This is a genomic window from Chimaeribacter coloradensis (genome assembly GCF_002858715.1).
GTDB classification, from domain to species: domain Bacteria; phylum Pseudomonadota; class Gammaproteobacteria; order Enterobacterales; family Enterobacteriaceae; genus Chimaeribacter; species Chimaeribacter coloradensis.
Genome location: NZ_PJZH01000012.1, coordinates 113893 through 131206, shown reverse-complemented (window position 1 = coordinate 131206; position 17314 = coordinate 113893). Strand labels below are relative to the sequence as shown.

The window sequence follows — 17314 nt, the reverse complement described above, 5'->3', positions numbered from 1 at the left end:
AGTTAAAAAAAGTGCGCGTTGTCACACAGGCGTTTTTATTTTTTTAAAACAGCGCAGGAGGCAGGCGGAAATAAGGCACATCCCGATTCAGAGGTCAAATTCATCCTGCGCGGCGGGGTGTTAACATCCTCACACTCCCGATCAATTTTTTCACAAGGCACCGTAACATGCCGACACAGCTTTGCACCGAGCCGGTGCGTTGCACCAAAATGCAGCACTGCTTTAGACAAAAAAATAGGATATTCAGTGATTTATCGGGATTAGTGAAATTAACATTTTGTTACATTCATTTTCACAAAAAAGACATACATGTGCTTATTTTTTCATTTTAACTTTTTGTGCTTAGTGTTAAGGTTTCTTCCGCTTACAGACGGACGCATTTATACATAGTCTGTCTTTCTATTTCTTATACCTGCATAACCTCTATTGCCCCTCACAAAAAAAAGGGCAGGGCGCGCTGTTATCTGAAAAAAGAAAAAGCCTCTAATAAAGAAAAATCATTACCTGATAAACGTATTTTTAAATCAAGGAAACGCAAATAATGATGAAGCGCTCTCTCCTGGCCCTGGCGGTCTCTTTTATTGCGGCCTCTGGTGTGGCCCACGCCGCAGAAATTTATAACAAAGACGGTAATAAACTCGATTTATATGGCCGTGTGGCGGCGAAATATGTCTTTACCGACAATGCCAACGCTGACGGCACCTACGTGCGTTTTGGCTTCAAGGGTGAAACCCAGATCACTGACCAGCTGATCGGTTACGGCCAGTGGGAATACAACGTTCAGGCCAATAACTCAGAAGGCAGCGACGCGCAGAGCGGCAACAAAACCCGCCTCGGGTTTGCCGGTTTGAAATTCGGTGAGTACGGCTCCTTTGACTACGGCCGCAACTACGGCGTGGTGTATGACGCCGAAGCCTACACCGACATGCTGCCGGAATATGGCGGCGACTCCTACTCCCAGACCGACAACTACATGACCGCGCGCTCCTCCGGCCTGGCCACCTACCGTAACCGCGACTTCTTCGGCCTGGTGGAAGGGCTGAACTTCGCCGTGCAGTACCAGGGCAAAAATGACCGTGACGGCACCGCCGACGAAGGGCGCGGCAACGGCGACGGCTACGGCTTCTCGGTAGATTATCAGGACATCGGCGGCTCCGGCATCGGCGTGGCGGCAGCCTACTCCAACGCCAACCGCACCGCGAACCAGAAGAATTCCGTGGTGGGCGGCGGTGACCGGGCAGAAGCCTGGACCGGCGCGGTGAAATATGACGCCAACCAGGTCTACCTGGCGGCGATGTACGCCGAAACCCGCAACACCACCCGCATCTCCGGCGAAACCAATGCCGGGCTGGCGATCAGCGGCTACGCCAACCGTACCCAGAACGTGGAAGCGGTGGCACAGTACCAGTTCCTGAACGGCCTGCGTCCTTCTGTGGCGTATGTGCAGTCCTGGGGCAAAGAGATTGACGGCGTGGGCGATGCCGACCTGGTGAAATATGTGGAAGTGGGCGTGACCTACTACCTGAACAAAAACATGTACACCTACGTCGACTACCAGATCAACCTGCTGGACGAAGACAACGCGCTGGGCCAGGCCACGGATAACGTGGTGGCGGTCAACCTGACCTACCGCTTCTGATGATGTAACACAGCCATTACCCTTCCTGTGTCTGCAGTGGGTAATAAAAGAAGGCGGGGCCATCTGGCCCCGCTTTTTTATGCCCGGAAAGCGGGCTGGGAACGATCCCTGCCGCAGGCGCGGCAGGGCAGCAACGCTAGCCCGCCTTGTTCAGCCGTGGGCTGTCCAGCGAGGTGGTGCACGGCGCGATGGACTCGCGGCTCACGGACTGCACCGGGATGCGTGCGATGCTGTTCTCCTGCGGCGTCTCTTCCTTCAGGATTTTGATCAGCAGCTCCACGGCGGTGCGCCCCAGTTCGCCGGCGTTCTGGCGGATGGTGGAGAGGCGCGGGGTAATCAGCTCCGCGTAGTTGGCATCATCAAACCCGACGATGGACATATCCTGCGGCGCGCTGAGCTGGTGGGCGCGCAGCCCGTCCAGCAGGCCGAGCGCCAGGTAGTCGCTGCCGGCGAAGATCGCCGTGGGCGGCACCGGCAGGGCCAGCAGGGTCTCCAGGGCATACTGGCCGAATTCACGGGTGTAATCCCCCATCAGCACCAGCTCCGGCGGGCAGGGCAGCCCGGCCGACGCCAGCGCCTGGCAAAAGCCCTCATGGCGTTCACGCACGCTCATCAGCTCGCCCGGCCCGCCGACATAGGCGATGCGCCGGTGCCCGGCGTCGATCAGCTGCTGGGCCGCCAGCCGCCCGCCAGTGACGTTGTCAGCAAAGACTTTTGGCACATCCGCACCGGGAATATCCTCATCGATCAGGACGATGTTGCTCTGGCCCTGCAACTCCGCCAGCAGTGCGCCGTTATCGGGCTTGTTGGTGGCAAACAGCAGGCCGTCCACCTGGCGGGTATCCAGCCAGCGGATAAACTGCATCTCTTTTTCCAGGTTATTGCGCGTGACGCACAGCACCAGGCTGTACTGGTGGGCAGAGGCCGCCTCTTCGGCAGCCTCTGCCAGTTCAGCAAAGAAGGGGTTACTGATTTCTGGCAGAACCAGCCCAAGTGTCTCACTGCCGCCCTTGCTCAGGCGGCGTGCCAGGCTGTTACCACGGTAATTCAATGTGCTGATGGCATCCTCAATCCTTTGTGTGGTCTGCTGCGGCAGCACGATACTGTTATTCAGGTATCGTGACACCGTGGCTTTTGATAAGCCGGCCAGACGAGCCACATCCGATAGAACCACCCGTTTATTCGCCATAAAAGTTCACTCTGTCAGCGGGTTATTGTGAATTCCTACCTTTATTGTTAGCACAAAATCCTATTTGGTTTAACCCTCTCTCCTCCTACCACTGAGTTATACAAGCAGGGGGCAGGTTGTATAAGCTGCTCTTAAGGGCAAACGGTTTCGCAGCGTGCTGCCGTGCAGGCCATGCGGCATCTGGCCTGCGGCGAAACAGCTCAGATTTCAGGCTGGGAAAAGCCGGTAAATGTAAAGATTTCGTTAAAGGCACGTTTAAGAATAACCGCAAAGCCCGGCAGATGGCTAATCAAACCGTTTCATCTTTTGCCGGGGCCATTACCCCTGTTTTTCCGGGATCACGGAAATTTTGCCGTTGGTTTCCAGAATGGCGTATTTGATCTGGCTGGCCCGCTCCAGCCCCTGCTCCTGCCGCGCCACTTCCATCACATCCTCCAGGCTGATGCGCAGTTGCACCATGCGTTTGTCCAGGGTTTTGCCGTTCTCAATCAGAATCACCGGCGAACCGTCCAGCACCAGGTCGGCCGCCGGGACCTTGTCTTTGAGCATCGAGAAAAGAATGTCGATGGCAATCAGGGTGCCGATGGTAATAAAGGCCCCGAACAGCGAGAAATCATCCCCCAGCAGCGCCTGCTGGGTCGCCTCGCTGATGATCAGCAGCAGGATAAAATCAAACGAGGTCATCTGAAGCAGGGTGCGCCGCCCGGCAATTTTGAACACCACCATCAGAAAGAGGTACATACAGGCGGCGCGCAGCACCATATCCATGTTTTCAGCTCCTGTTTAAGGGTAAACCAGTTGGGTGAACCGCAGCGGCGGGTGGCCGTTGAGCACGGCCTCGCTCTGGTAGCGGCCAAAGGATTTTGCCTGCACCGTGAGGTAGAGGGCGGTGGAGGCGGAAGCGGAGGAGGTAGGCAGGGTGATGATCATGCCCCGGCCGGTGGTGACCATCTGCGCCGTCTGCGGCTGCACCGCCACAATCTCATAGTTGTCAGCGAAGTCGCCGCCGAGCTGCACCACGGCCGGGGTCTGCCCCTGTGGCCGGAAATGCAGCACTAACTGCATTTCCGATTGCTGGCGGGCGAAGCGGTCATACTTCAGCTGCACCGTGCGGTCGGGGTTGGTGATAACGCGGTCGCTGAGCCAGCCGCTGGAGAAAAGGCCGAGCAGCGCCGCGCCGATAAAGCCAAACAGCAGCAGATAACCGAGCTTTTCCAGCCGCAGTGACCAGCGCAGCCAGCGCATATTCTCCCGCACCGGATAGTGGCGGCTGGAGAACTCATCCTGGGGGGGCGATGCCATAGATAACTCCCGTGAATTGAAGGTGTTGTAAGCGTAGACCAGGCCGCAGGGCGTGGCAGGGAAAGCGCAGGAAAAGTGTGGGACAGGGCGGGAAAGCATAAAAAAACGGCCGGCAAAGGCCGGCCGTCAGGGGTGATGCGGAATTACAGTTTACGCTGGTCAGCGGTCACGGCACGCGGCTGGGTACGACGGCCCCATGCACCGGTGGCACCGGCCACCACACCGCCGATAATCAGCATAAAGAAGCCATACCAGCTCGCTTTGGAGATGCCGGCCGCGGCCACGTCAGCCGCTTCACGCGCTTTCTGTTCAGCCTGGGCTTTCAGCTCCTGGTATTTCTGGTAAGCCTGGGCATAAGACTGCTGGGCGCGCTGCACAATCTGATCCACTTCCTGATCGGATTTGCCGGTACGGGCCTTGATGATGTTTTTCAGGGCATCGACGTCAGCAGCCTGCAGGGTGCTTTCACCGCGGCCCATTACGCCGGTCAGCCACTGGTTCAGGGCCTGATCCGGGGCTTGCGAGGTATTGGTGGCCTGATTCTGGGCCGTGTTGGCTTCGGTGTTGGCCTGCTGTTCCAGGTTTTCCGGCTGCAGTTCCGGTTTCCCGGTCTGGCGCAGGGTGGTTTCCAGCTCGCCTTGCAGGTCATCCAGGTTGATGTTGGCCTGTTGCAGCTGGTCTTTGATCATCTGGGTTGCTTGCGGGGTCACGCTGGAGATGCCGCTGCCCACAGCACGCAGGCCGGAACCGGCCACATTCACCGCGCCGCCCACGGCGGAGGTAAACACCGTCAGTACCAGATAGGTACAGACCAGGGTATTCACGCCCCACACCAGCAGGCCGTGCAGCATCCCTTCACGCTGTGCCAGACGGCCGGCCACATAGCCGCCCACGGCACAGGCGATCAGGATCGTCACGACCATCCAGATTGCCGCACCGGTACTTAACCCGCTGAACGGATTCCCCTCATGTAATGGATCGATAGTGGAGGCGCCGATAGCGGTGCCCAGCATGGACAGCAGCAGGTACGCCACCATGGATAAGATCACGCCCGCAAACACCGCACTCCATGAAATCCGTTTTAATGGCGTCAGCGTGGCGTTCACCGAGCGGTTATCCGTGATGACGTTGGCATCATAGTTGGTCATGTCATAGTCCTCGCAATTTTTCCGTCAGATTACCCAGAATCAGGGTATGAGCTCCTCATGGCGACCCGGTAGCACTGGCGTCTGGCGATCCGGCCGAAGCCCTCGCACAGGAGATTGTTTCTGAAAATTATCCTCGCCCCAGGAGCCGTTTTTTCCTGCAATTACAAGGTTAAGCGTAGTCAGTGCCGGTGCTTCTGCCATCAGCGGCAAAACAAAATCCTGTGGATTTGCGTTACCTGCGCCATAAGGTGCTGATTGTTAAACGATGAAATTAAAAAAATATTCCTAAAACGTGAGGAACTTAACAGTTTTGGGAAATAGCCTATGAAAACCGTTATTTCCATCACAAAACCACCACGCCATAACCCGCTTTTTACGGCCGGGAGCGGTAAATCCGGGGGCCGGCCGCTTAAAAACGGCGGGCTACCCGTCAGCCGGTGTGAAGGGCAGGCGGGAAGCGGCCCCGCGCCGGGGCCGGTGGCCGGGCCGCGCGCCGTCAGTGCGCCGCATCTGGTGTTATAGTGCCCGCAGAAGGAACAGCAATGTCTTGCGATAACTGAGGGTTAACCTGGAGAACTTCATGGACAAAGTATCGGCGGCCCGGCCGGGCCTCCACCTGCGCGATCTCTCCCTGTCAGCGGTGATTGCCGGGTTTGTGGCGGTGCTGGTGGGCTACACCAGCTCGGCGGCCATCATCTTTCAGGCGGCGGCGGCCGCCGGGGCGACCCCGGATCAGCTGGGCGGCTGGCTGAGTATGCTGGGGCTGGCGATGGGGATCTCCTCGCTCGGGCTGTCGCTCTGGTACCGCACGCCGGTGCTGACCGCCTGGTCAACGCCCGGCGCGGCGCTGCTGGCCACCAGCCTGCCGGGCACCTCGATCAATGAGACCATCGGTTTGTTCCTGTTCGCCAATGCGCTGATGTTGCTGTGCGGCATCACCGGGCTGTTTGCGCGGCTGATGAACATCATCCCGCCGGCGATTGCCGGGGCGATGCTGGCCGGCATCCTGTTGCGGTTCGGCATCGACGCCTTTGGTGCCTTGCAGGGAGACCCGCTGCTGGCCGGGGCGATGTGTGCGGCCTATTTCCTCGCCCGGCGCTGGCTGCCGCGCTTTGCGGTGTTGCTGGCGCTGGCCGTGGGGCTGGCGGTGGCCGCCGCCCAGGGCGCGCTGGTGTTCCACGGCAGCGGGGCGGCGCTGGCGATCCCCGCGCCGATCCGCCCGGCATTTACCCTGCATGCGCTGATCGGCATCGGCATTCCCTATTTTGTGGTGACCATGGCCTCCCAGAACGCGCCGGGCATTGCCACCCTCCAGGCCGCCGGTTACCGGGTGCCGGTGTCGGTGCTGATCAGCGTCACGGCGCTGCTGGCGCTGCTGCTGTCGCCGTTCGGCGGCTTTTCGGTCTGCATCGCCGCCATTACCGCCGCCATCTGCATGGGGCCGGAGGTGCACCCCGACCCGGCGCGGCGCTATATGGCAGCGGCAGCGGCGGGCGTCTTCTACCTGATCGCCGGGCTGTTCGGCGGCTCCATCGGTCAGCTGTTTGGCGCGCTGCCCCCGGCGCTGATCCACACCATTGCCGGGCTGGCGCTGCTCGGCACGCTCTCCGGCAGCCTGTTCGGCGCCCTGCATGAGGAGCGCGGGCGCGATGCCTCAATGGTCACCTTCCTCATCACCGCTTCCGGCCTGACCCTGCTCGGCGTCGGCGCTGCCTTCTGGGGGCTGGTGGGCGGCGTGCTGGTCTGGCTGCTGCTCAGCCGCCGCTGATCCCCGCCGGGCAGCGGTGGCTGCCCGGTTTTTCCTCTCCTGTAACGTTCGGTAACGGTTCTTCCCGCTGCGCTTATGGCGGATAGCCTGCCGTCCTCTACGCTTATAAACAGACCCGTTAATCAGGCAGTTAACCCGCGTCTTCCCTTTTTTCGCCCACTGTTGGCGAGCCACCCAGACCCGTGACAGGAGCAGTGTTGAATGAGCGAGGCACTCTGTACCATTACCTATGACGGCAGGAAACTCACCGGCAAAACTGACCAGCCGCTGATCGATTTCCTGCAAGAGCAGGGCGTTACCCTGCCGCACGTCTGTTACCACCGCGCGCTGACGCCGCTGCAGACCTGTGACGTCTGCTGGGTCGAGGTGGACGGCGAGCTGGTGCGCGGCTGTACCCTGCGTACCACCGACGGCCTGGCAGTCAAGGCAAAAACGGCGCAGGCAAAGACCGCCCAGCATGAGGGGATGGACCGCATCCTCGCCAAGCATGAGCTTTACTGCACGGTGTGCGAGCACAACACCGGCGACTGCACGCTGCATAACACCATGGTGGATATGCACATCCCGATCCAGCGTTACGAATACAAACGCAAACCCTACACCAAAGACCACTCTAACCCGTTCTACACCTACGATCCGGACCAGTGCATCCTGTGCGGGCGCTGTGTGGAGGCGTGCCAGAACGTCGAGGTGAATGAGACGCTGAGCATCGACTACAGCATGGAACACCCGCGGGTGCTGTGGGACGGCGGCGAGACCATCGCCGGCTCGAGCTGCGTAAGCTGCGGCCACTGTGTCACCGTCTGCCCCTGTAACGCGCTGCTGGAGACCAGCATGCAGCCGGATGCCGGGCCACTGACCAACATGGACCAGCCGCTCAAGCGCAACCTGATTGATGCAGTGAAAGCGATTGAGAACACCACCGGCGCGGAGATCATCAGCGGGATTTCGGTGATCGACGCCCACTGGCGGCAGCCGGAGATCAAACGCACCAAAACCGTCTGCACTTACTGCGGCGTGGGGTGCAGTTTCGAGATGTGGACGCGCGACCGCGAGATCCTGAAAGTGCAGCCGGTGGCGGAAGCGCCGGCCAACGGCATCTCCACCTGCGTGAAGGGCAAATTCTCCTGGGATTTCGTCAACAGCAAAGAACGGCTGACCACGCCGCTGATCCGCGAGAACGGCAAATTCCGTGAGGCGAGCTGGGACGAGGCGCTGGACAGGGTGGCGCAGAAGCTGCTGGAGATCCGCAATATCCACGGGCCGGAGAGCATCGGCTTTATCGGCTCCAGCAAAGGCAGCAATGAAGAGGCCTACCTGACGCAGAAGATCGCCCGGCTGATCATCGGCACCAACAGCGTCGACAACTCCTCGCGCTACTGCCAGAACCCGGCCACCGAAGGGCTGTTCCGCACCGTGGGCTACGGCGGTGACGCGGGCAGCATCCGGGATCTCGAGCAGGCGGAGCTGATCGTGATTGTCGGCAGCAACACCGCCGAGAACCACCCGGTGATCGCCGCCAAAATCAAGGCGGCGCGCAAGCACCACGACCACAAGCTGCTGGTGGTCGACCCGCGCAAACATGAGATGGCGGAGCGCGCCGATCTCTACCTGCGCCCCAGACCGGGCAGTGACCTGGTGTGGGCCAGCGCCCTCAGCCGCTATATGTTCGACCACCAGCTGGCGGACGACGCGTTCCTGGCGCAGCAGGTCAACGGCGTGGAGGAGTACCGCCGCTCGCTGGCCCCCTTTACCCTGGACTATGCCGCACAGATGACCGGCATCGCGCAGGCCGATCTGGTGGCCGCCGCGGAGATGATCGGCCGGGCGAAGTCGGTCTGCATCCTGTGGGCGATGGGCATCACCCAGCACAGCCACGGCGCAGACACCAGCACCGCGCTCTCCAACCTGCTGCTGGTCACCGGCAACTATGGCCGCCCCGGCACCGGCGGCTACCCGATGCGCGGCCACAACAACGTGCAGGGAGCCAGTGATTTCGGCTGCCTCGCCAACCAGTACCCCGGCTATGAGAAAGTCACCGACCCGCAAGTGCGCGCCAAATGGGCGAAAGCGTGGGGCGTGGCCCCTGAAACGCTCTCCGATAAGGTCGGCGAAGACAACTTCAAAATGGTGCAGGCGGCCCATCAGGGCAAACTCAAGGCGATGTACATCACCGGCGAGGAGACCGCCTTTGCCGATGCCGACGCCGCCAGCGTGCATGACGGCTTCAGCAGGCTGGAGTTTATGGTGGTGCAGGACATCTTCTTCAGCCGCACCGCCCGCTTTGCCGATGTGGTGCTGCCGGGCTGCCCGAGCGTGGAGAAAGAGGGCACTTACGTGAACACCGAGCGCCGCATCCAGCGTTTCTACGAGGTGATGCCGCCGCTGGGCGACAGCCGACCGGACTGGTGGATCTTCACCGGGCTGGCGAAACGCATGGGGCACGACTGGGGCTACACCCATCCGTCACAGATTATGGATGAAGTCGCCTCTATCGCCGGGATCTTCGCCGGGGTGAACTACGCCCGGCTTGAGGGCTGGGCCTCGCTGCAATGGCCGGTGGCGGCAGACGGCACCGACACACCGCTGCTCTACACGCAGGGCTTCCACACCGACGACGGCAAAGCCACGCTCTACCCGTTGCAGTGGCAGGCCCCGGCAGAAGAGGCGGGCGGCGACTATCCTTACACCCTGAATAACGGCCGGTTGCTGGAGATGTTCCAGGGGAACAACCAGACCGGCCGGGTGCCCGGCATCCGCTGGCTGGTGCCGCACTGGTTTGTGGAGGTCAGCCCGGAACTGGCCGCACAGCTCGGCATCGCGTCCGGCCACTGGCTGAAAATCACCTCGCGGCGCGACGCCATTGAGGTGCCGGCGCTGGTGACCGACCGGGTGCAGGGCAATAACCTGTTCCTGCCGATCCACCAGGGCAGCGACGGGGTGAACAAACTCACCGGCGAGCACCACGACCCGGACGTCAACACCCCGGCGTACAAAGAGGTGGCGGTGAAGCTGGAGGTGCTGGCGCGCCCGGCCGCCTCGGTGCCGCTGCCCGACCACAATTTCCGTTATGGCCACCGCACGCCGCTCAGCCACGTGCCGGTGGAGCAGAAGTGGGCGCAGGACGACTACGTTGCGATCCCGCTGAAATCCCCCAACCCGGAGAGATTCTGATGGCCGAACCGATTGACCATACCGTTACCCCACCCAAGATCGGGATGGATGCCTTTGAGGAGCTGCATAAGCTGCTGCACACGCTGCACCACCACGGCGTGCTGCGGTTCGCCAATGACGTGGTGGCCGCCAATAACCAGATTGCAGGCGTGCTGGCGCAGGGGCTGAACAAGCCCGGCACGCTGAACGCGGTGCAGAACCTGTCGGTGCTGATGATGGCGCTGTCGAGTATTCCGCCCGAGACGTTTTACAAAGTGGTATTCGCGATGAAAGAGGCGCTGGAGGCGATCGGGCAGCCGCAGCCGGAAGAGGGCAGTAAGAAAGAGGCCCCGGGGTTAACCGGGGTTTACCACCTGCTGAATGACGAGAGTCTGTGGCGGGCGGTGACGCCGCTGCTGAACGGGCTGCGGGCGTTTGCCGCCGGGATGGAGAAGGAGGTGGATAAGCCGATTTCGGCGTTTACGGGGAAGGGGAGTGATGCTTAGTTGTTAGGTTTTGATGGGGCGGTGGAGGTTTCGGTTGTTCATGTGCGGTCAGGCAACCCGGGGTTGGAGGGGATCGAGGTATATTGCGTTGGCATACGCCCGGCGTCTTTCTGCGGCCCCGCTGCGGCCACCGCGCAAGGGGCGCATAGGCGCGCGCCCCTTGCATCCCCGCGCCTTGGGTGCCCCGGCTGAATCATTGCCCGCTCTCGCGGGTGACCCTCATTTCGCCTCCGGGCTGATCGGGCCGCCGCTAATGACAGTCCCTGTCATGGGCGTCTCTCGCAGGCATCCATGCCTGCTCACCCGGCCCTGCGGCTCCATTCGGCAATGATTTTTACGCCCCCACCACGTCTGCAAACCTGTTGGTATGTAAGGAAAGAGTAGGTGGGGGTACTTTCGGTAATCGCGCTTTTAACTTTATCCCGCAATACTATCCGGCAGTGGTTTTTATATCTCCACCCTTTCTGCAAACTTGTGAGCAGGCAGGGGGAATAGGGGTGTTTTTATATTATTCTGCTTTTAAATAATTAGAGAATTTTGGTTTTTATTTTAAGAAAAAATAAAGAAATTCTGCCATTTATATAATTGATCATTATCAAGGTTTAATCACAACGCCATTGTAAGTCCCGCGCTTCAGGAATAGCATAATTCGCGCCTCTGGTTTCAAAATAAAAAGCAGTTTATAAGAAAATTTCTGGAATGACGACGCGCAGAAGGAATGCCGATGAGTGATTACAGGGAAATCGCCTTACGCATTGCTGAGATCATTATCTCGCCTGATTCTGTTGTCGGGTTTATGCAGGGGGCACTGTCTGTGCCTGTGGATATTGGCTATATGGTATATGGCTATTTCGATACGGAGTCGCATTACGCTCATGACAGAGAAAGAGTGAGGATTGCTCAAGCCTTGCGTAAAGGCATTCTTAATCATGACCGCATTGCTGACGCGGTACAGATCATTTTTAACGAGTTTACTGAGCAGGTCACAGAAACCGAGAAAAATAAGATATATAGCCGGGCCATATTTTCTCTGGTTGGGCGTATCGCAGCAAACTCTAAGCTTGCATCAATATTGGCAACAGCTATTCTGGGAAAGATCGCCTTTTATAAAAAAGGCGTCTGGGCATTGGGGGGGAATATTTTACTTATTGGAGGGATGACAGAACGCAGTATCAGAGCGTCGGAAAAGTTAAGTATTGAAGAACCCGAGATCTATCAATTATTACGCCCTATGGATTATGACCTGCTCTACTTTTTGCTTGAACCCATGCTTAAACCTTTTATTGATGCCTTATCAGTAAAACGGCGTCAGGGTACTTACGCCTTTAATAAAATCCTGATGGTTGTTGAAGAAGAGTTAGGTAGCTACCGTGGGTGAAAAATGTATCGGCTGTCTTACAGATATAGTTGGAGGGCTTATCAGCACCGCAACCTTCGGCTTGTCAATTTTCTTATTATGTTATATCGATTACTGGCCTTAAAAGTTATTTTCCTTTTTGGCTGCGTATGTTTTCGCCTATTTTATTGGGCTTTTTCTGGACAAATTTTTCAAGTTTTAAAAAGAATGCATGTTAATAGAAAATAGGGGGTAGAGTGGATAAATTCAGATGGGCCAAGAAAAAGACAGCAGGATGCGCATGGGGCGTTTTGGAGGCAATCCTTCATTCCATCTGGTTCTGCTTAACTGTCTTCTGGTTTTTTCATTTTGAAACCTGGACAGAGAGGTTGCTTTCTATTGTTGCAACTTTTGTCTGTTTTTACTTTATCGGCAAAGTCATGGAAAGGTTTTCTTCATCAGAAGAATAGTCGGATTATCTCCTTCTCATTTCACTTATAAGGATCAACCATGTCGAACCCAGCTTATCTTTGGTTAACAGATGAAAATGGCTCCCCTATTGTGGGTGGGTGTCAGGTGGCGGGCCGGGTAGGGGCGATTGAGTTACGGGAAGTGGCGCACGATCTGTTTATCCCTGCGGATGGGCACACAGGCCGGTTAACCTCAACCCGCGTTCATACGCCGTTGATTGTCCAAAAGGAGTTTGACCGGACAACACCGATTTTATGTCAGGCGCTGTGCAATAACCTGATACTGAAATCCGCAGCGATACACATGTACCAGATTAGCGACGCCGGGCTGGAGAAAGCGTATTTCACCATCCTGCTGGAAAAGGTCAGGATTACCCGCATCACGCCAAACCTCTATCCCGGTGCCGGCACGGGCACCCATATGGAAACCATCCAGATGCATTATGGGGCGATTACCTGGAAACATTGCGAAGGCAATATGATCTGCAAAGACAGCTGGAACCACCTCGCGGTTGCGTAGCCGTTATCCGGGCATCCTTGCCCGTATCGTTATCCACAGCTCTGCCTCAGAGCGCCGGGTGGCGGCCGGCCATCGGGCTGACGGCCTCCAGTAAAGAGGCGATGTGCAGGATCGTCCCCTCCGCATGCCATGCGCCGACGATCTGCACGCTGATCGGTAACCCCTCACCACTCATGCCAAACGGCAGCGCCACGCCCGGCAGACCGGTGATATTCAGCGGCACCGTCGCGCCTTGCAGGTAGGTCGCGTCCACGGTCTGGCCATCAATCGTAAACTGATCCACTCCATGCTTATGCGCCGGAACCGGCAGCACATGGGTGATCAGTGCGTCATACCGGGAGAAATAGTCCGCGTAACCGTCCCGCAGCCGCTCGGCTGCCTGCTCCGCGTCGATATACGCGTCCATCGGGGTATCGGGCAGGGACAGCATGGTGCGCGCCATTTTATAGATCTCCTCCGGGCGTCGCCCGGCGATCGCGGCGGCAAAGGCGGGTTTCATCTCCATCACATGCAGGCGGTTAAACACGTCGAGGGCGAAATCCCGCTCCAGCGCCGGAATGCCCACCGGCTCTACCACCAGCCCCTGCGCCTCCAGCGCCCCGGCGGCGGCTTTCACTACCGCCACGACCTCCGGGTCGACCGGGCCGAAACCGGGGCCGACCATCCAGCCGATGCGCAGCGGGCGGCCGTGCGGTGCCGCCAGGCGCGTGCCGGGCCGGAGGGTGCCGGCGAAGGCGTCCTGCCCATCCGGCCCGGCAAGCTGCGAGAAGGCAAGGGCGATGTCGCGCACTGAACGGGCCATCGGCCCCACATGCCAGAACCGGCGGGGGGCGCGCGGCCAGATACCGGTCATCGGTACGCTGCCGTGGGTCGCTTTCATCGAGGTGATGCCGGTCTGCGCCGCCGGGCCGCGCACCGAGATCGCCAGGTCAGTCCCCAGCCCCAGCGGTGACATGCCCGCCGCAATCGCCGCGGACTCCCCACCGCTGGAGCCGCCGGGGGTGCGCGTCAGGTCCCAGGGGTTGTTAGACCGGCCGGAGAGCAGGTTGTCGCTCTCAATCCAATACGAAAACTCGGGGAGGTTGGTTTTCGCCAGCAGGATGCCGCCCGCCTGTTTCATCCGCGCCACGCTGGTGGCGTCGGTATCCGGCTGGCGATCCCTGAAGATGGGCGACCCGCGCTGGGTCAGCACCCCAGCGGTGTCGATGGAGTCTTTTACGGTGAAGGGCACGCCATGCAGCGGGCCGAGGGGTGCCCCCGCCATCACTGCCGCTTCCGCGGCTTTCGCGGCCTTCAGGGCGCTGCCCACCACTGTGACCACCGCATTTACCCGGTCATTCGTGGCGTCAATACGATCGAGGTGCGCCTGCACCACCTCAACCGGGGAGACCTCTTTGGTACGAATCAGCTCAGCCAGCCGCGTGGCGTCAGAAAAAATGATGTCGTTGCTCATGATGGATTACCCTACCTGTCAGTTGGTAGGTTAAGCATGGTTACATTACTTTTCGCTGTCAAGGCCTGCCTGCCACATGGTAGGATAAATATTTCCAGTGGGCATCATTGCCCGGCAAGGGAGGGTATATGAGTAAAAATGCCAAAGAAGCGATTCTGGCGGCGGCGCGGCAGAGCGCCCAGGCGCACGGTTACGGCGGGTTAAATTTCCGCGATCTGGCGGCGGAAGTCGGCATTAAAGCGGCGAGCATTTACCACCATTTTCCCAGCAAAGCGGAATTGGGGGCAGCGGTGGCAAGGCGCTACTGGGAGGACACCGCGGCCGATCTGGAGGCGATGCGCGCCGACGCGCCGGACGCCCTGAGCAGCCTGCGCCGGTACCCCGGGATTTTCCGCCGGTCACTGGCGCACGGTAACCGGCTCTGCATGGGGAGTTTTATGTCTGCGGAATATGACGACCTGCCGGACGCGGTAAAAACCGAGGTACAGGCCTTTGCCGACATCAACATCGCCTGGCTCGCCGCCACCCTGGCCGATGCGGGCCTTGTCCCGCCTGAGGAGAGCGAAGGGCGCGCGCGGGCGATTTTCGCCGCCGTTTCCGGCGCACAACTGCTGGCGAGAAGCCGCTCAGACATCACCCTGTTTGATGACCTGATCGCCGGCTACCAGTCTGCCGGCCTGTTACCGGCGTAAACCTCTGCGTGATGAAGATGGCAGCGCGGCCGGCGTTTACCCCCTGCCATCTTCCTGCCGCCCCTTAACACCCTGAAACACTCCCCGCATATAATTAGCAACCTTTTCATAGGCACACCTCCCCCTGTCCGTTATGCTTGCCCGCTTTTGACACGATCCGCCCGCCGCGTACCGGCGGCAGAAACGGCAACAAAGCAGACAGGTAACGACCCCGGCATGGCCCTATTTGAGCACAATCAGCACCCCTTCCGTGACTACTCTGCGGAGGTCCGCCTCTTTATCCGCCGTGCGCTGGTGGCCTTTGGGGTAGTGCTGTTGCTCTCCGGGGTGCTGGTCGCCAACCTCTACCGCTTGCAGGTAAAACAGCACGCCTTCTACCAGACCCGCTCCAATCAGAATGACATCAAAATGTTGCCGATTGCCCCGAGCCGCGGGCTGATCTACGACCGCAACGGCATTCCGCTGGTGCACAACCTCACGCTCTACCAGATCCAGATCATCCCCGGCAAAGTCGATGACATGGAAGCGACGCTCAAGGCGCTGACGCCAATCGTTAACCTGACGCCGGACGACATCACCGATTTCCGCGACGCCATGCACCACACCAGCCGTTACAAACCGGTGACGCTGAAGATGGAACTCTCCGACGACGAAGTGGCGCGTTTTGCCGTCAACCAGTTCAAGTTTACCGGCGTCTCCATCGACACCTACCAGCAGCGCGAATACCCCTACGGCGCCCAGCTGGCACACGTGGTGGGCTATGTCTCGAAAATCAACGACCGGGACGAGCAGCGGCTGGAGAAAGCGGGCCTTGCGGAGAACTACGCCGCCGACCATAACATCGGCAAACAGGGAATTGAGGGTTACTACGAGAGCGTGCTGCACGGCAAAACCGGCTACCAGGAGGTGGAAGTGGATAACCACGGCCGGGTGGTGCGCCTGCTGAAAGAGCAGCCGCCGCAGGCCGGGAAAGACATCTACCTCTCCCTGAGCCTGCCGCTGCAACAGTACATCGAGTCGGTGCTTAAGGGGCAGCGCGCCGCCGTGGTGGTGGAAGACCCGCGCGACGGCGGCATCCTGGCGATGGTCTCCAGCCCCAGCTATGACCCGAACCCCTTTGTGAAAGGCATCAGCTACACGCAGTACAAAAGCCTGCTCAGCAACCCCGACCTGCCGCTGATCAACCGGGTGACGCAGGGGCTGTACCCGCCTGCCTCGACGGTAAAACCCTATATGTCGGTCTCCGCGCTGTTCGCCGGGGTGATCACCCCCGGCACCACCTTCTTCGGCGCGCCGAGCTGGGTGCTGCCCGGCTCCAAACGCCACTACCGCGACTGGCTGAAGAGCGGCCACGGGATGCTGAACGTCACCAAGGCGATTGAGGAGTCCGCGGACACCTTCTTCTACCAGGTGGCCTATGAGATGGGGATCGACCGCATCCACGAGTGGATGAGCAAATTCGGCTACGGGCGGCCCACCGGCATCGACCTCAACGAAGAGTACCAGGGCGTGCTGCCGAGCCGGGCGTGGAAACAGCGCGTCCATAAAAAACCCTGGTATCAGGGGGACACCGTGCCGGTCGGCATCGGCCAGGGCTACTGGATCGCCACGCCGATCCAGATGGTCAAGGCGCTGACCACCCTGATCAATAACGGCACCGTCAAACCGCCGCACCTGCTCTACTCGATAAAAGGGGCGAACCACGTTGAACGCTACCAGCCCCCGGCAGAGGGCGCGGAACAGGTCGGCGACCCGCATTCGCCTTACTGGGGTATCGTCAAAGCGGCGATGTTCGGCATGGCCAACGCGCCGAACGGCACCGGCTATAAGCTGTTCCACACCGCGCCGTACGGCATTGCCGCCAAGTCCGGTACCTCGCAGGTCTTCAGCCTGAAAGAGAACCAGACCTACAACGCCAAAATGGTGCCGGTGCGGCTGCGTGACCACATCTTCTACACGCTGTTCGCCCCGTACAAAAACCCGAAAGTGGCGATGGCGCTGATCCTGGAGAATGGCGGCGGTGACGGCGTGGTCGCCGGGCCGACCGCGCGCGCCATTCTTGACCATATTTTTGACCCGGCGCACGCTGACGCCGCTGCCGGCCAGCAGATTGCCGATCCGGCCCGTTAACGGCGCGG

Annotated in this window: 13 protein-coding genes; 8 read left to right on the top strand and 5 right to left on the bottom strand. The window is 59.6% G+C overall.

What is annotated here, in order from left to right; genetic code table 11:
* Positions 1 to 541 precede the first annotated feature (541 nt).
* Entirely contained in the window at positions 542 to 1639 is a 1098-nt protein-coding gene (locus tag CYR32_RS13065) for a porin (protein ID WP_101825021.1), read from the top strand.
* Between the two features lie 136 nt (positions 1640 to 1775).
* Here CYR32_RS13065 and CYR32_RS13060 read toward each other — a convergent pair whose 3' ends face one another.
* From CYR32_RS13060 to CYR32_RS13045, 4 genes are all read right to left on the bottom strand, one after another.
* A complete protein-coding gene (locus tag CYR32_RS13060) occupies positions 1776 to 2828 on the bottom strand; it encodes a LacI family DNA-binding transcriptional regulator (RefSeq protein WP_101825019.1) in 1053 nt (350 codons plus the stop codon).
* A gap of 318 nt (positions 2829 to 3146) precedes the next feature.
* Positions 3147 to 3596, bottom strand: a complete 450-nt coding sequence (locus tag CYR32_RS13055) for a DUF421 domain-containing protein (RefSeq protein ID WP_101825018.1) — start codon at positions 3594 to 3596, stop codon at positions 3147 to 3149.
* Between the two features lie 15 nt (positions 3597 to 3611).
* Positions 3612 to 4130, bottom strand: a complete 519-nt coding sequence (locus CYR32_RS13050) for a hypothetical protein (RefSeq protein WP_101825015.1) — start codon at positions 4128 to 4130, stop codon at positions 3612 to 3614.
* A 143-nt stretch (positions 4131 to 4273) separates the two neighbouring features.
* The gene (locus CYR32_RS13045; protein ID WP_101825013.1) at positions 4274 to 5278 is read right to left on the bottom strand and encodes a TIGR04086 family membrane protein; all 1005 of its coding nucleotides are present in this window, start codon (positions 5276 to 5278) and stop codon (positions 4274 to 4276) included.
* Positions 5279 to 5858: 580 nt separating this feature from the next.
* Between CYR32_RS13045 and CYR32_RS13035 the strand changes: the two genes are divergently transcribed.
* The 5 genes from CYR32_RS13035 (at position 5859) to CYR32_RS13015 (ending at position 13031) form a co-directional block, all read left to right on the top strand.
* Complete coding sequence (locus CYR32_RS13035) at positions 5859 to 7046, top strand: benzoate/H(+) symporter BenE family transporter (protein WP_101825009.1); 1188 nt, start codon at positions 5859 to 5861, stop codon at positions 7044 to 7046.
* Between the two features lie 201 nt (positions 7047 to 7247).
* Positions 7248 to 10220, top strand: coding sequence for a formate dehydrogenase subunit alpha (gene fdhF, locus CYR32_RS13030; protein ID WP_101825007.1), 2973 nt, complete (start codon positions 7248 to 7250; stop codon positions 10218 to 10220).
* A complete protein-coding gene (locus CYR32_RS13025; RefSeq protein ID WP_101825005.1) occupies positions 10220 to 10705 on the top strand; it encodes a helical membrane plugin domain-containing protein in 486 nt (161 codons plus the stop codon). The genes fdhF and CYR32_RS13025 overlap by 1 nt, the downstream gene beginning before the upstream one ends.
* A 724-nt stretch (positions 10706 to 11429) precedes the next feature.
* The gene (locus tag CYR32_RS13020) at positions 11430 to 12083 is read left to right on the top strand and encodes a hypothetical protein (RefSeq protein ID WP_101825003.1); all 654 of its coding nucleotides are present in this window, start codon (positions 11430 to 11432) and stop codon (positions 12081 to 12083) included.
* 468 nt (positions 12084 to 12551) lie between these two features.
* A complete protein-coding gene (locus CYR32_RS13015) occupies positions 12552 to 13031 on the top strand; it encodes an Hcp family type VI secretion system effector (protein ID WP_101825001.1) in 480 nt (159 codons plus the stop codon).
* 46 nt (positions 13032 to 13077) lie between these two features.
* On the opposite strand, the gene CYR32_RS13010 is transcribed toward CYR32_RS13015, so the two are convergent.
* Entirely contained in the window at positions 13078 to 14484 is a 1407-nt protein-coding gene (locus CYR32_RS13010; RefSeq protein WP_101824999.1) for an amidase, read from the bottom strand.
* Positions 14485 to 14612: 128 nt separating this feature from the next.
* Here CYR32_RS13010 and CYR32_RS13005 point away from each other — a divergent pair, with 128 nt between their 5' ends.
* Both CYR32_RS13005 and mrdA read left to right on the top strand, forming a co-directional pair.
* Entirely contained in the window at positions 14613 to 15176 is a 564-nt protein-coding gene (locus tag CYR32_RS13005) for a TetR/AcrR family transcriptional regulator (protein WP_101824997.1), read from the top strand.
* Positions 15177 to 15392: 216 nt separating this feature from the next.
* Positions 15393 to 17306 (top strand): penicillin-binding protein 2, encoded by a 1914-nt coding sequence (gene mrdA, locus CYR32_RS13000; RefSeq protein WP_101824996.1) that lies wholly within the window; start codon positions 15393 to 15395, stop codon positions 17304 to 17306.
* The last annotated feature ends 8 nt before the right edge of the window (positions 17307 to 17314 follow it).

Bases quoted from the DNA above. Each gene is read 5' to 3' on its own strand.
- CYR32_RS13065 (WP_101825021.1), top strand. From the start codon at position 542: ATGATGAAGCGCTCTCTCCTGGCCCTGGCGGTCTCTTTTATTGCGGCC.
- CYR32_RS13060 (WP_101825019.1), bottom strand. From the start codon at position 2,828: ATGGCGAATAAACGGGTGGTTCTATCGGATGTGGCTCGTCTGGCCGGC.
- CYR32_RS13055 (WP_101825018.1), bottom strand. From the start codon at position 3,596: ATGGATATGGTGCTGCGCGCCGCCTGTATGTACCTCTTTCTGATGGTG.
- CYR32_RS13050 (WP_101825015.1), bottom strand. From the start codon at position 4,130: ATGGCATCGCCCCCCCAGGATGAGTTCTCCAGCCGCCACTATCCGGTG.
- CYR32_RS13045 (WP_101825013.1), bottom strand. From the start codon at position 5,278: ATGACCAACTATGATGCCAACGTCATCACGGATAACCGCTCGGTGAAC.
- CYR32_RS13035 (WP_101825009.1), top strand. From the start codon at position 5,859: ATGGACAAAGTATCGGCGGCCCGGCCGGGCCTCCACCTGCGCGATCTC.
- fdhF (WP_101825007.1), top strand. From the start codon at position 7,248: ATGAGCGAGGCACTCTGTACCATTACCTATGACGGCAGGAAACTCACC.
- CYR32_RS13025 (WP_101825005.1), top strand. From the start codon at position 10,220: ATGGCCGAACCGATTGACCATACCGTTACCCCACCCAAGATCGGGATG.
- CYR32_RS13020 (WP_101825003.1), top strand. From the start codon at position 11,430: ATGAGTGATTACAGGGAAATCGCCTTACGCATTGCTGAGATCATTATC.
- CYR32_RS13015 (WP_101825001.1), top strand. From the start codon at position 12,552: ATGTCGAACCCAGCTTATCTTTGGTTAACAGATGAAAATGGCTCCCCT.
- CYR32_RS13010 (WP_101824999.1), bottom strand. From the start codon at position 14,484: ATGAGCAACGACATCATTTTTTCTGACGCCACGCGGCTGGCTGAGCTG.
- CYR32_RS13005 (WP_101824997.1), top strand. From the start codon at position 14,613: ATGAGTAAAAATGCCAAAGAAGCGATTCTGGCGGCGGCGCGGCAGAGC.
- mrdA (WP_101824996.1), top strand. From the start codon at position 15,393: ATGGCCCTATTTGAGCACAATCAGCACCCCTTCCGTGACTACTCTGCG.